We start from the raw sequence: 13,292 nt of genomic DNA, 5'->3' as shown, positions 1-13,292 counted from the left end.
GGGGATTTTTTTTTGATGTGTTGGTTAATTGAAGCTGTTAATCAGGAATCTGAGGGCGATCAATTTATCCTAAAAACCTCATTTTGAGTCGTAGGGTGCATCGCCATAAAACATCCCTAACTAAAAATCGACAATCTAACAGATCCGCACCTGTCCCATCGCTCGCAGAGTGTAAACAAACCCAAAACTTCTTCTGTCCCAAAACTTTATAAAAATGGTATTACTGCCGATTGCTGAGGCTTAGCCGATCGCCTCCTCTGCTATGCTGGACTACGGTATCCCAGCATTGAGCAAAGACCAGTAGCGCTTGATGCGTCATTGGCAAGTGTTCAAGAAGCTCAAAGGGATTGGAACATACTTAGCACTTTTCACCTGAGCTTTTAGCTGCGATGCAACTTGTTTAACCGCGTTTTGACAAGACGCAACACAATGTGAAGTCAATCCATCACCAAATGCTGACTTATCTAAGAAATATTACAAAATCTACCCTAAAATAATTTGATGCTAAAGTTATCAAGTGATGTGACGACCGATCGCCTCTTTCCCATCGCCTCTTTACCATCGCCTCTTTACCATCGCCTCTTTACCATCGCACAGAGTGAAAAACTAAGTTTAGTTGGGCTTATACTTTGGCTGCCGGCTTTTGAAGCCTATGTATCTGTAAATGACTTAGTGCTGAAGATTCAATTAACCATATTACCATCACAATTGGAGCTTTTTCAATGAAAATCAGTAAATCTTTGGCAATGTTGTTGACATTAATTTGTATGACAGTCATAGTAGTGACTACTTTCAGATTAAGCCCTAGTTTCGCTCGTTCTACGCCGATGATGTCAGGACAAGAATCCGCAGAAAAAGTAACTACAGATCTGATTGCACAAGTTCCCGGAGGAAATTCTCTCTACACTAGGCTAGGAGGCTACAACGGGATCGCAGCCGTCATTGATGATTCAGCAACTTTCATATTCGCTGACCAATTAATTGGTAAATACTTTATTGGCTTGGGCACAAACTCAAAACAGAGGCTGCGTCAGTTGTTAGTGGATCAATTCTGCCAAGCAGCAGGGGGGCCTTGTGTTTATACAGGGCGGACTATGAAGCTTTCCCATAGTGGAATGGATGGAGGTCTCACGAACAATGAATTTAACGCTTTTGCTAATGGTGTGTCCCAAGCTCTCGATAAAAATAGGGTCAATCAACCAGAGAAAGTCGAAGTCCTGGCATTTGTTAATAGTCTCAGAAGCAAGATTGTCGAAAAGTAATATCAAACGCTCCTATCTCCTCCTGCTTTCGGTGGCATTTCTGCTACTGTCAGGAATGGTAACGGCCGACTCCGCCCATGCAAAACCGTCAGAGCCAACCACCGAGATGAAAGTTCCAGTATCCCCAATGCCGAGGCAGTCTTCTGAGCGCTTTTCCAGGCCTGCTACTTTTGCTCCACCCCATCCTCAATCCAACGATCGACCTTTGTGTTTTTATCAGCGCTCGGATACCACGATAGTTGATTTGAGCAAACTGTGTGGGGCTAAGAGCACCGAAACGGGTACAAATTCTAAATTGGAGAACGCTCCCGTTGACAAGGGCAGCACCCCCATTTATTGGTAGAAAAATCAGAATTTGGCTCGGTACACAAGTTCCATAGGATCGCCCTTACCTTACTTCACCCGAAGTCCGCGCGAGCGAAGCTATCCCTAACGCGCGTGCCTTCGGGAAGGGTAGGGATTTGCCCTCAACCACTCAAATCTCCCCATTCACCTGCATCTGATGCACCTGATCGGCCAACTCTTGCAGGCGCTTTTCGTCCAACTCGTCAATCGCCAGCATCCCGACATAGATAATTTCCTTCAGCGTTAGTCGGGTTGCTAGCGCCTTTTTCTGCACAAGTTCCTTGATGATGGGGCTCACCCCGATGGCGGTACTGGCTCTAGTCACAAAGGTAACGGGAGATTAACAACTTCGACTAAATCTTAGCACTTTTAACCTCAGCTTTTAGCTGCGATGCAAAATGCTTAAGCGCGTCTTGACAAGACGAAACAAAAAGTTTATAGTGGAAACGTGGAAAGGGCAATTACCTATTCCTCAATAATCTCCACCAAGTCCTCAATCATCACATCAAATGCCCGCGCTAACTTGTACAGGGCGGTAAAGTCAACCATTGATATTTCGGAACGACGAGCATAGCTGGTTATGGTGCTGTAGATCACGCCCGATCGCTCAGCCACCTCCTTAAATGTCCAGCCCCTCTCGGCCGCTAGCTCTCGCACTTTAACTCTGACTAAACCCATGCTTGACAAATAATGCAGTTGCGTTTTAAAATAATTATATCTGAAAAAGCGATCGCCCCAATCTCGAATGCTCAAGGTCGAACAGCTTATTCTTCCAAAACCTCAACCAAATCCTCAATCATCACATCAAAAGTTCGAGCTAATTTCAGCAGTAAGGTAAAGTCAACCGTTGTCAGCCCGGGACAGCGGGCATAGTGCTTGACAGTGTTGTACACCACCCCAGAACGTTCTGAAACTTCCTTGAATGTCCAACCTTTCTCGGCGGCTAGTTCTCTGACTTTAATTCTAACTAAACCCATGCTTGATAGTTGATGCAATTGCGTAGTTATTTTATAAAATATAGATTATTTTGACCGAGGATGCTCAAGGTCGATCGGCTATTCTTCCAAAACCTCAACCAAATCCTCAATCATCACATCAAAAGTTCGAGCTAACCTCCGCAGGCAAGTAAAGTCTACCATTGCCATTTCAGGACGCCGAGCATAGCTTCTGACGGTGCTATAAATTACCCCAGAGCGATCGGATACTTCTTTAAGCGTCCAGCCCTTCTCCGCCGCTAGTTCCCGAATTTTTAGCCTGACTAAACCCATGCTTGACAGTTGATGCAGTTGCGTCGTACAATTACTGTATATAAAAAGCCGATCGCCCTCTGGCCTCGAAAACTAAAAGGCGATCGTTTATTAAACCTCATCTCGACAGATATTATCTGTCCTCCACACCGACCATCAAGAGATTTACTCTCTATCGACAGGTGCATTTACCATATCCAGAGGTCTACAACCAATGATATCAGAAAATCAGTCAAAATCGCCGACGATCGCAGAATCCAAGATAATTCACAAATCTCCCATCCTGCATCCGCTGGCGCGATTCGTCACCGAAGAAACAGTCGCACTGCTGTTCGATATCGCAGTAGACGAGATTTACCGCATCGAATGCTGCCGCTACATGGTTTACGTGCACGCCAAACACATCAGCCGCTTTGTCAGCTACGCCGATTTTCCCCCAATTATAGAAGTAAAGCCGATCGCCCTTCAAGATTTTGGCAGATGGTACAAACGCTGGAAAAGCAAGCTAGCACCGGCATTTTGGACTAAATTCTACACGCACAAGTTTAAAAAAGCTGTTTCAGTTGACAGATTGCTGGAGTGGGGGTTCTTGGTAGCTAATGTTAAATCGGTTATTTCAGGGGCCGCGCTGCAACAGCTACGAGATGTTTACGCCCAAGAAAAAGATTTGATGGAAAAATTTTAAAGTGCGATCGCACGAGCAACTGTGAGAATGGGCACAGGCACAATTCAAATAAATGGCTAATGGATAGCTGGTAAAACTATAGTCATTTATTGCAATGACATGGGAGGCGTCAGCCCTCCCCTTTCTGTTTTACTTTGAGCGGATTAACCCGCGCAAGGCTCGAACTACGCAGCTCACTATCCCATCGCTAAACGCATTTGGGATTGCTTTTCTGAGAATGTTGTAAGCACCGTTCACGTCAGAATTAATCAACTGATTAGTTGATGTTTTGTACAAACCTCGTGAGATCCGTTTCCCAGTAAAAACAGGTTCTGTTTCTGTTTTCCCGTAAACAGGAATTGGATCTAAGCCTAGAAAATTGGCTTTGGAGGTAAAAGATTCTTCCTGCACGCTCACCTTAATTCCAACCAAGAAAGCTTTGTATTCCAGCATCTCAATTAATCGAGCGTGAGGGATGCTAACAAAGTTTTGGTTGGTTTGCTTTCCGAGATTGATCTCGGTTTTCCACTGTGCATTCTTACCGATTACTAGCATCCCAATTTGTTGTGCGACCAAGACATCGACAATCGTGCGACTTGCATGATGCAAATAATTGTCTATTTTTTGATGGCGGCAGCGAGTTAAGCGCTGAATGCGGGGCGAAGTTTTGCGACACCCTTTCAATTGGGATTGTAATTGCGCTTTGCGCTTGTTATAGAACTGGTTAATCGATTTCAATGGTCGCCCGTTAATCAACAGCGGGACAAATCCCGGTTGATTTGAAGTTAACGCCACTAAATTATTCAGTCCTAAATCAATACCTGCTACGAATTTGTCGTCGCTGACGGTGGACTCCGGCTCATCATAAATTACCTCAATTACGTAGGAATCACATTTCGGAACCAACCTAACTTGACAAATTTGGTCGGGGTTGACTTTAGTTTTGATTGAGAGTTCAGTGCCGGAAAGTTTAATAATTCCGTTTCTCAATTGTTTGCTGCTAATCGCCTGAATCGTGTAGACGAGAAGGTTTCGACCTTTAAGCTTATCTTTGTACTTTGGGAATTTTGGGCGACCAGTGAATTTAGAGGAGTCGGTTTTGTATGCTTTGACGGCTTCAAAAAACGACTTCCAATTCTGATCTAGAACCATCAAGATTTGCTGACTTACTTTGGCGGGTAAAGCCTTATATGCGACCTGAGACTTCATCAATCGGTTCATCTCGTTGTAATTGGCATAGCCCCATCCATAAATAAAGTTCTGACGAATGACGTAGTTAGCGGCATTGTACAGATTTTTGGATTTGAAAGCTAGTTGGTCAATTTCAGCGAAACGAGATTCTGTTGATTTAATGATGTGCTTCTCTACTAGCTGCATTCAGCACCTCCATCTTTCAACTCGGCAATTATTTTTTCTGTTTTTCTGCTGGCACGTCGTTGTCCGTAGAGTCGAGCAGCAAAGCTTGTAACTATAGCCACTAAGTCTTGCATCAACTCATCTTTTCCATTTTCTGCTAAGTTAACTATTTCCAGCTTAATTCCTAATCTTAGTAGTAGAACGTCTAGATAATTTGTGCCAAATCGAGCCAAACGGTCTTTGTGTTCAACTAATAAAATGTCGTAGTCATTTTGTTGCAACAGTGCTTCTAATTGTTTTCGGTGGTCGTTTAGTCCGCTGCCAATTTCTTTGACATTTCTAACAACTTGATAACCGTTAGTAATGGCGTACTCAGTCAACCTCTCCGATTGGCGGTTGAGGTTGTCCTTATTCTCCGAAGATGAGACTCGACTGTAAATAGCGACTCGGTTCTTTTTAACCTGGTTTGATGGCGCTTGCGGTAAGTAGTCAACTATAATTAGACCGCTTTCGGTCTGCCGTGCCGGATGTGGCAGCTTATTTGCCTTCCACTCTTAGCCACGCGGTTGTGTAACTTATGCCTATTGCTTTGGCGTAGTCAGGTAGTTTCATTTTCGACATCCTGACTACATAATACCATTATTGACTACTACTGCCTATAAACTTAATAAAGTTTTAGAATACAATGGAGGTAGAAAATGGACAATCACCATGTCTAGAAAAATTCGCGAGTTAAAAGCTCAGATTACCCGCGAAGGCTTTATTTGGCAAAACGCGGAAAACGTAGCCATGAGAGATAGCAGCATCCTTTGATTTGCAAAACCTTAACAATTCCAGGCAAAGACGGAGATGATGTGCCACGCTATGAGAGAGAAGCAGTTGGCAATATTGTTAGCGGAACTCGACGAGTTAAAGCAGGAAGATTCATGAATCGATACAGTACAGTATCAGCATCCAATGGTCTGACGAAGATCAACTTTTCCTAGTGACTATTCCAGAATTTGCCGATCGCGTTATCATGCCCTGTACCCACGGCCAAACCCGCGAAGCAGCCATCCGACATGACGAAGAAGTGCTCGAAATGTATCTAGAAGCTTGGCAGGAAGAAGGTGAACCCATCCCCGAACCTAGCATTCTTCAAATCGCCTGAGTATAATCCAAAGCCGAAAAGTTTGTGAATCGCAGCTATCCTTCTTCGTGAATCACCTGTTCTCTTTGTCTATTAAACTGAGACAACTAGATGATGGAATTAGACTATTGATGAATTGCTGATTTTACCGATCGCGATTTAACTTTTAAAACACTTCATCTTCTATTCCTACCCACCATTCCCCTAGATTCATTAAATCCTGCTGGATATCGGCAAGTTCTGTAACATACTCTTCTGCAGAAATTTCCGATCGCCTTTCTTGCAATTTTTTCAGCCGCAATTGCACTAACAGCCAAGGTTTGGAAATTCCGTCGGTTGCTTCGATATATTTTGCGACATCTTTGCTATTCATGATTCTTTTTTAGATTGGATTTTTTTTGACCGCAGAGAGCGCAGAGGAGGAGAAGAGAGAGATGTATATTTATGATGCTAATTTATTTAATCGGTTGCTTTGATATATTTTGCGATATCTTGGCTATTCAGGATTCTTTTTTAGATTGGATTTTTTTTACCGCAGAAAGCGCAGAGAGCGCAGAGGAGGAGAAGAGAGAGATGTATATTTATGATGCTAATTTATTTAATATCATACCTTTTTTGAAATCGATTAAACAACTCTCTTTTTTCCATGTCAGTTGCAATTTATATTTTGCACCATTGTCGAGAACAGGCAAAATGCCTGTTCCACAAAGAATGAGTTCTGTTGTGTGGTGGGATTCTAGCCCGCCCGCCAACATCTTTTATCTGTAATCTGAAGTCTGAATGTTCTTCAACTTCGCTGCGTATTTCATGCCGTATTCCGGGCGGCAGAAGCGATCGATCTGAGACTCGAAAAACGCCCGATTCGCCTTCAAATGCTTCGGATTTGGATCGTCCAAAGGATACAGTAGGGCAACCCGCAAAGCTTGAATCACCCCCGAAGTAACGCAGTACATCGATCGCTGGAACGTCACCCCAATTTGATTGAGAATATCATCCTCGCCACGACACCGCTGTTTGTAGAAATCCATCAAATAAGGCGGCAGGAAGTGCAGCATATCTTGTGCTAGCAAAGTCGGCGGAATTCCGGCAGTACCTACTGGGAATTTATCTGCATACAAAACTCCGTAGTGGAAGTCTTTTTGATCGTCGGGAACTTCCTTGGCTTGCGCGTTGTACGATTTGGTTCCCCGGAACGGCGAAGTGCGGTAAAATATAGCTTCTACATAAGGTAGCGCTGCTTCGTACAGCCAAGTGAAACCTTTAGATTTCGGGATTATTTCGTAGGTTTCTCCGTCGATGACAACGTGGTGGTAAATCGGACGACCGGCGATCGCAAATATGCCATTTGTGATGAAATCCATCGCCTGCGGGACTGTGGTAACTTTGCCTTCGTCGTACAAGTCGGAAACTTCAAAAAACACCGGGGCCATTACTTCCCAAAACAAGCCGAGATTGCTGTAATAAGACATTTGGCGGCACTGTTCTAAAAACAAATCCGGGAATGCTTTGTGCAGCGCCAGCATGAACGGATCTTTTTTGAAGTAAGCTTTAATGGCGCGATCGGCATTAGCTTTGTATTCGTCGCTGTCGAGATAAGGGTCAAACTGATTGACAGGAACGTACATCCCCCGGTGCCAAAGCATCGACCTCATGACCTCTTCGGCAAATTCCATGTTAATGCGATCGTGCCACAAATGGTGAAACAGTCGCGACTTTTTGCCAGTTTCCCCATTTTCCATGAACTCCAAAAGTTCCGGGTGTGCGCTTCCAGTCCCCCGCCAAATCCGCAAATCTGCACCGTCACCTGAATAGTGATTTTGCAAATCTAAATACTCCTGGGGTAAGAAGTATTTAAAGAAGGGCAGCGGGTGTAAAAATACCCGTTCGGCGATGTAAAGTAAATCCCGCCAGTAGAAGTCCATCGGCACCGCGTAGGCCTTCCAAATCGCGATGATTTGCATCAGATTTTCCGGCGTATCTGGAATCATCGCGCCGCCAGCTTCCAGTCTGTGAATTACTTCGGCAAATTCGTGCTTGGAAGGAGGCAATTTAGTTGCTGGTTTAGTAGGTGTTTGTACCATTGTTTGTTCCTTGGTTTGAATGAATTTGACTATTTAGAAATATTTGGAATTAGGCCTAGGGCTTACGCACAGGCAGTCAGAAATTTGTTTCCTTTACGAATATTTTTCGTTAAAGTCACGAGGAATGGTAAAAAACTAAGGTTTGAATGTTTTTATGCCTCCAGGAATGTCGGAGGCAATCTTCTTGTTCGCAATCCCAGGCTCAGCAGACAGATAGCGCAAAATTTTGCAGTTAATCGTCCTCTTTGTCATCCCAAGGCTCCCGGCCTTTGGGAGAGCGGATGTTAATTACTGAGCCGTTCGAGCGAGTAATAGAAAAAGCATCAAATTCACCGTCGTCTATCTCGCCAACAACTCTGATTGTTTCACCTTTTGATACATTAATATTGCGCCAGGAGCGGGGGCCGGCATCGATTCTAATTTGACCGCTGCCGTCGTCGATAATCCACTCATTGTCATCAGCATCTCCAAAACCGACTACTTTCCCAGAGATGGTAGTTGGTGTTCTCGACGGTCGCAAATCGCTGATTCGAGTTAGGGCTTGTGCAAAGACAGAAGTGGCTGCTGCAGATGAAAGAATGGTTGTCACTGCGAGCAAACTAAAAAGTTTTTTCCGTTTCATGAGTTCTTATTTCCTGGCAATCAGTGCTATTTTGTCAGTTAGCTCAAACTCTCGCGTCTATTATATGAAGCTGCCGTCGTTGAAGGCTATATCCTACTTTAACACATTTATAATCGGCTGGCATAAGGAAGAAGAAGAAAGCAGAAAGAAGAAGAAAGCAGAATCATCAAAGACTCGTACTTTTTCTATCCTCTACTTTCTCACGCTCTATTTATCCGGCTGATAGCTGACAGCTACTTGAGAATATCTGCCCGTTGACAGAGTTACTGCCATCGCATTTGTAGTAGATTCGCTCCACTTCAGCAGCCACACCGGTTGCACTCCCAAGAAGAAAATGAGAGCGGCTAAGACTAGGGCTGGCATATTTTCGGCAAACTTAACTGGAGGATAGTAAGCCGTGGCGTTGTCCAACTTTCCAAAACAGGTGCGGTTGAGCAGAATTACAAAGTAAACTGCTGTTAACCCGGAGGCTAAAATGCACAGTAAAGTCGGAATTGGAAATGCTGAAAAACTGCCTTGGAATACTAAAAATTCGGCGATAAAACCGACTAAACCGGGAATGCCGGCGCTTGCCATGCCTCCCAAAACTAACAGGGAACTTGCTGTGGGCAAACCTCGCAACGGGTTCATCAAGCCGTTGAGTACGTCCAAATCCCGCGTGCCGGCTTTGGTTTCGATGATGCCTACTAGATAAAACAGCAAAGCTAAAATCAAGCCGTGGCTTACCATTTGCCCGACTGCACCGATTAAGGCGAGTTTTGTTCCGGCTGCACAGGCGACGAGGATGTAGCCCATATGCCCGATCGAACTATAGGCTACCATGCGCTTGATATCTTTTTGGGCGATCGCACTCAAAGCACCGTACATCACGCTGACTGTACCAATTATCGCTAAACCGGGAGCGATAATCGACCAAGTTTCGGGAAACATCTGCAAACCAAACCGGATCAAACCGTAAGTTCCCAACTTCGCCAAAACGCCTCCCAACAGAATTGCGGTTGCTGGCGAAGCTTCGACATAGGCATCCGGTAGCCAAGTGTGCAGGGGAACTAAAGGAATTTTAATTGCCAACCCCAGCAGCACAATTGTTAGCAGAATTAATTGCGTTTTCAAGGACAAGTCTTGAGTAGTAATCGCACTGTAATCGAAGTTTAAAGAGCCGCTCAGCCAAGCTACACCCAAAAATCCCGCTAAAACTAAAAGTCCCGAAACTGCCGTGTAAATCAGAAACTTCATCGCAGCGTATTCCCGCTGCTTGCCGCCCCAAATCGCAATCAACAGGTAAAACGGAATTAATTCTAGCTCGTAAAAAAGTACGAACAACAGCAAATTTTGAGACATCAATGCCCCAACGACACCCGCATTGATCAGCAAAATCATCGCGTAGTAAAGCTGTGGACGAGCTATTCCTTCGCCGGTGCCGTAAATCACTAATAGCGTCAACAATCCGGTTAAAACAATTAGCGGCAAAGATAAGCCGTCAACCCCTAAGTTGTAGCTCAAACCTAATTGGGGAATCCAAGGCAAATATTCTTGAAATTGCAGTCCTGAATTTGTCGTGTCAAATTGAGTCAGCAGCAAGATATTTAACAGGAAAATAGCAACAGCGAAGGCGGAGGCTATTGAGCGCAGTCGCATTGCATTGATATTTCCTGGTAAGAAACCCACTACCGCAGCGCCCAACGCGGGCAACCAGAGCAAGGCACTAAGCATAATGTGTGAAGAGTGAAGAGTAAAGAATCTATTTTGTAGGCTTTTGTGATTAATAATGTGAGATTTTAGATATTAACCTTCTCCCCTATTATCAATCACAAATTGCATCACTAATCAGCAAGAATACTGACTGCACCCGTGTCTAAATCGTAGTATCCACCAACAACTTTCAGTTTGTTCTCCTCAATTAACTTAGAGATAACTGGAGATGCTTTCAACCTTTTAGCTTGCAGCAAAACATTGGCTTTTACGGCATTTTCTAGATGATCGCCCGTTTGACCTTTCGAGCTTTCTACAGCAGGCTTAATTGCTTCTAGCAAACTGCCAATTTGACCGGGAACCTGAGCTCCTTTGATGGTTGCGTCTACCGCACCGCATCTTTTATGCCCGACTACCACAAGCACTTTTGCTCCAAGTACCAGAGTGCCAAATTCCAAGCTGCCAATTTCTTCTGGGGTAGCCACATTTCCGGCCACGCGACAGACAAATAAATCTCCAAATCCCTGATCGAAAATAATCTCGGAAGGAAAGCGGGAATCTGCACAGCCAAGAATAGCAGCAAAGGGTTTTTGATCTTTGGCTACTTCGGTGAGGCGGGGGAAGTCTTGGTGGGGACTTGTGCGTTTTTTGTCAACAAATCGCTTGTTCCCATCCATTAAGCTTTTCAAAGCTGCATCGGGATTCATGTCATTTTGAGCAATTGCTGGTGCCGGTGCAGCCACATCAGCGCCGACTCGTGCTGCGAGTATTCCTGTACCTATTGCTCCTGCTACAAATTTGAGTGAATTGCGTCGGGAAAGATTGACTGGTCGGTTATTGTCTTTCATGTACTTGGGATTGTTGGATCGGGTTTGAAATCTTTATTCGAGAATTCATTTATTTAAGATTTTAGGTTATAAATGTCACCTAAAATTTTAAATGTTATATCTCTTTACCCGCCAACAATCAGCGAGAGACGAGCCAACAAAGGCCAGCTTACTAGCAGTCCCAAAAGTGCAACTCCGAACAAAATTGTCAGGGCGTAAAACTGAGTTTGACCGTTGACGTTGTATTTGAGGCTCTGCCCGCCGAAAACAGTGGCAAAACCTACTAAATTTACGAATCCGTCAACAATATTGCGATCGACCCAGGATATGATTTGGGATACCAGACCGACGGCAAATACCACTGTGACGCGGTAAAGTTTGGCGGTGTAAAAGTCGTAGGCAAAGAAGTCTTGTACGGCTTGAGAACCAATTCGCACCGGTTTTTCCCACTTTTCGTTGAGATAAATAAATGCCCCTGCACCGATGCCGATCGCACTTGACAAAACCAACAGTCCGACCGCAGTATAATTCAAAGTTGCCAAAGGCAAAAGTTGCCACGCGGCGAGCAAGTGCGGAACGTGCAAGGTAAATCCCATTAACACGGTCATCGGCAAGATAAAAGGCCAGGAAACTTCGGGGGAACGTTCGGTCATTTGCTTTGGTTTACCACCAAAAACTAAACCGAAAACGCGCACTAAGCCAAAAGCAGTTACACCGTTGACAAACAGCAGGACTCCTAACAGTGAAGGGTGGGTATTCCAAAACCCGCCTGCTAGTTCCGATAAAGCCCAAAAGCAGCCGAAGGGCGGCAGTCCAATCACTCCAGCAGCGCCGACAAGAAACGATATTCCCGATATCGGGCGCTTGGGCCACAAACCGCCGAGAGCTCGGACATCCTGAGTGATGCTGTTCCAAACTACTGAACCAATGCTCATCACCAGCAAACCCATTGCCAAGGAATAACCAAATATCAATGTCAAAGCTGTTTGGGTTTGTCCGGTACCGACGGCGATAAATACCAAGCCCATGTAAGAGCTAACTATATAGGATAGCGTGCGCTTGATGTCGATTTGGGCGATCGCAATTAAGGAAGCACCAACAGCCGTTGCAGCACCTACAATAATAGTTGTCTTCAGTCCCACGGGCGACAAAGCGATGACCGGCTGCAATTTAATCAAAATCCAAGCGCCGGTTTCCACAACTACCGTGTTCCGCAAAATCGTTGCCGGCAATGGGCCTTCCATCGCTTCATCCAGCCACAGGTGCAGGGGAAATTGAGCGCATTTGCCCATCGGGCCGGCAATCAAAGCTAAACTCAACAGCGTGGCGACTGTGGGGTCAATGTTTGCAGTCTGAGCCCAAACTGCCAACTCGTCAAAATTCCAAGTTCCCGCCAGCGGCAGAATTGCAACTACTCCCATCAGTAGGAATAAGTCTCCCACCCGCTTAGTCAAGAAAGCGTCGCGGGCTCCCGTCACTACCAAAGATTGATTGAACCACAACCCGATTAGCAGGTAAGTTCCCAGAGTCAGGACTTCCAAAATCATGTAGCTGAAAAACAGGGAGTTGGACAAAACTAAGCTGCACATCCCCGCTTCAAACAGCCCCATCAGGGAGAAGAACCTCGCCCAGCCCCAGTCCATTTCCATGTAGCCGAAGGCATAAACCTGCGCCACAAAGTTTAGTCCGGTAATCAAAACTGTAGCCCCGACGGTGACAACAGAGATTTCTACGGGAATGGTGAGGTCTAAACCTGCGACGTTCAGCCAGGGAATCAACTGCTGTTGTGCCGGTTGGTTCCAAGCTGCGGTTAGGGCTATGACGCCGTGGGCGAAAGCGAAGAAGGTTAAAATGGCGTTTATGTAACCGGAGGGTCTAGGGCCCGTGCGGCGGGTTAGTCCAGGAAACCACAGTATCGACAGAAATGCGCCGATGAGTGGGTAGCAAGGTATAAACCAAACGGTCTGGAGTAGGATTTGAGCCATTGGCACTACCTGTAAATGTTACAAAAAATTAATAATCTGAGAATAATCTCGATCGCCAGTAAAGAAATTTTGGGGTGACTGC

The 13,292-nt window shown here is 45.1% G+C and carries 16 protein-coding genes and 1 pseudogene; 5 read left to right on the top strand and 12 right to left on the bottom strand.

All coding sequences use genetic code 11. The features are described 5' to 3' along the window. The first annotated feature begins 722 nt into the window (after positions 1 to 722). The gene (locus QUA01_RS06505; protein ID WP_333088107.1) at positions 723 to 1,262 is read left to right on the top strand and encodes a group I truncated hemoglobin; all 540 of its coding nucleotides are present in this window, start codon (positions 723 to 725) and stop codon (positions 1,260 to 1,262) included. Beyond that, positions 1,249 to 1,605: a hypothetical protein gene (locus QUA01_RS06500; RefSeq protein WP_333088106.1), complete on the top strand. Its 357-nt coding sequence runs from the start codon at positions 1,249 to 1,251 to the stop codon at positions 1,603 to 1,605. The genes QUA01_RS06505 and QUA01_RS06500 overlap by 14 nt, the downstream gene beginning before the upstream one ends. A 132-nt stretch (positions 1,606 to 1,737) precedes the next feature. Here the strand turns inward: QUA01_RS06500 and QUA01_RS06495 are convergent, their stop codons facing one another. The 4 genes from QUA01_RS06495 to QUA01_RS06480 all read right to left on the bottom strand — a co-directional run bounded on the left by QUA01_RS06495 (position 1,738) and on the right by QUA01_RS06480 (position 2,875). Then, the gene (locus tag QUA01_RS06495) at positions 1,738 to 1,932 is read right to left on the bottom strand and encodes a hypothetical protein (RefSeq protein WP_333027259.1); all 195 of its coding nucleotides are present in this window, start codon (positions 1,930 to 1,932) and stop codon (positions 1,738 to 1,740) included. Positions 1,933 to 2,072: 140 nt separating this feature from the next. After that, positions 2,073 to 2,285 carry a helix-turn-helix domain-containing protein gene (locus QUA01_RS06490; protein ID WP_006631308.1) on the bottom strand — a complete coding sequence of 71 codons (213 nt, stop codon included), beginning with the start codon at positions 2,283 to 2,285 and terminating at the stop codon, positions 2,073 to 2,075. 86 nt (positions 2,286 to 2,371) lie between these two features. Further along, positions 2,372 to 2,584, bottom strand: a complete 213-nt coding sequence (locus tag QUA01_RS06485) for a helix-turn-helix domain-containing protein (protein WP_006631306.1) — start codon at positions 2,582 to 2,584, stop codon at positions 2,372 to 2,374. Between the two features lie 78 nt (positions 2,585 to 2,662). After that, the gene (locus QUA01_RS06480) at positions 2,663 to 2,875 is read right to left on the bottom strand and encodes a helix-turn-helix domain-containing protein (RefSeq protein WP_193974409.1); all 213 of its coding nucleotides are present in this window, start codon (positions 2,873 to 2,875) and stop codon (positions 2,663 to 2,665) included. A gap of 193 nt (positions 2,876 to 3,068) precedes the next feature. Here QUA01_RS06480 and QUA01_RS06475 point away from each other — a divergent pair, with 193 nt between their 5' ends. Beyond that, positions 3,069 to 3,539 carry a hypothetical protein gene (locus QUA01_RS06475; protein ID WP_333088105.1) on the top strand — a complete coding sequence of 157 codons (471 nt, stop codon included), beginning with the start codon at positions 3,069 to 3,071 and terminating at the stop codon, positions 3,537 to 3,539. Between the two features lie 90 nt (positions 3,540 to 3,629). Here QUA01_RS06475 and QUA01_RS06470 read toward each other — a convergent pair. Next, positions 3,630 to 4,895: pseudogene (locus QUA01_RS06470) on the bottom strand (RNA-guided endonuclease InsQ/TnpB family protein); the annotation flags it as partial. Further along, positions 4,886 to 5,314, bottom strand: a complete 429-nt coding sequence (locus QUA01_RS06465; protein WP_442921530.1) for an IS607 family transposase — start codon at positions 5,312 to 5,314, stop codon at positions 4,886 to 4,888. The gene QUA01_RS06465 and the pseudogene QUA01_RS06470, both read right to left, overlap by 10 nt. A gap of 494 nt (positions 5,315 to 5,808) precedes the next feature. On the opposite strand from QUA01_RS06465, the gene QUA01_RS06460 reads away from it, so the two are divergent. After that, positions 5,809 to 6,024: a type II toxin-antitoxin system HicB family antitoxin gene (locus QUA01_RS06460; protein ID WP_333088413.1), complete on the top strand. Its 216-nt coding sequence runs from the start codon at positions 5,809 to 5,811 to the stop codon at positions 6,022 to 6,024. Between the two features lie 145 nt (positions 6,025 to 6,169). Here the strand turns inward: QUA01_RS06460 and QUA01_RS06455 are convergent, their stop codons facing one another. Further along, entirely contained in the window at positions 6,170 to 6,376 is a 207-nt protein-coding gene (locus QUA01_RS06455; protein WP_106150778.1) for a hypothetical protein, read from the bottom strand. 71 nt (positions 6,377 to 6,447) lie between these two features. On the opposite strand from QUA01_RS06455, the gene QUA01_RS06450 reads away from it, so the two are divergent. Continuing rightward, positions 6,448 to 6,771 (top strand): hypothetical protein, encoded by a 324-nt coding sequence (locus QUA01_RS06450; RefSeq protein WP_333088103.1) that lies wholly within the window; start codon positions 6,448 to 6,450, stop codon positions 6,769 to 6,771. Here QUA01_RS06450 and QUA01_RS06445 read toward each other — a convergent pair. The 5 genes from QUA01_RS06445 to QUA01_RS06425 all read right to left on the bottom strand — a co-directional run bounded on the left by QUA01_RS06445 (position 6,762) and on the right by QUA01_RS06425 (position 13,210). Further along, complete coding sequence (locus tag QUA01_RS06445) at positions 6,762 to 8,084, bottom strand: CO2 hydration protein (protein WP_333088100.1); 1,323 nt, start codon at positions 8,082 to 8,084, stop codon at positions 6,762 to 6,764. The two genes, QUA01_RS06450 and QUA01_RS06445, sit on opposite strands and share 10 nt — an antisense overlap. A 232-nt stretch (positions 8,085 to 8,316) precedes the next feature. After that, entirely contained in the window at positions 8,317 to 8,706 is a 390-nt protein-coding gene (locus QUA01_RS06440; RefSeq protein WP_333088098.1) for a NirD/YgiW/YdeI family stress tolerance protein, read from the bottom strand. Positions 8,707 to 8,913: 207 nt separating this feature from the next. Further along, complete coding sequence (locus QUA01_RS06435) at positions 8,914 to 10,419, bottom strand: NADH-quinone oxidoreductase subunit M (RefSeq protein WP_333088096.1); 1,506 nt, start codon at positions 10,417 to 10,419, stop codon at positions 8,914 to 8,916. A gap of 110 nt (positions 10,420 to 10,529) precedes the next feature. Further along, positions 10,530 to 11,246, bottom strand: coding sequence for a carbonic anhydrase (locus tag QUA01_RS06430; protein WP_333088094.1), 717 nt, complete (start codon positions 11,244 to 11,246; stop codon positions 10,530 to 10,532). Positions 11,247 to 11,350: 104 nt separating this feature from the next. Next, positions 11,351 to 13,210, bottom strand: a complete 1,860-nt coding sequence (locus QUA01_RS06425) for an NAD(P)H-quinone oxidoreductase subunit F (RefSeq protein WP_333088093.1) — start codon at positions 13,208 to 13,210, stop codon at positions 11,351 to 11,353. Positions 13,211 to 13,292: the final 82 nt, after the last annotated feature.

The organism is Microcoleus sp. S36a_B3, assembly GCF_036700745.1.
Taxonomy (GTDB): domain Bacteria; phylum Cyanobacteriota; class Cyanobacteriia; order Cyanobacteriales; family Microcoleaceae; genus Microcoleus.
Note: the sequence above shows the minus strand (reverse complement) of the source record. Positions and strands in the feature narration are given on the sequence as shown.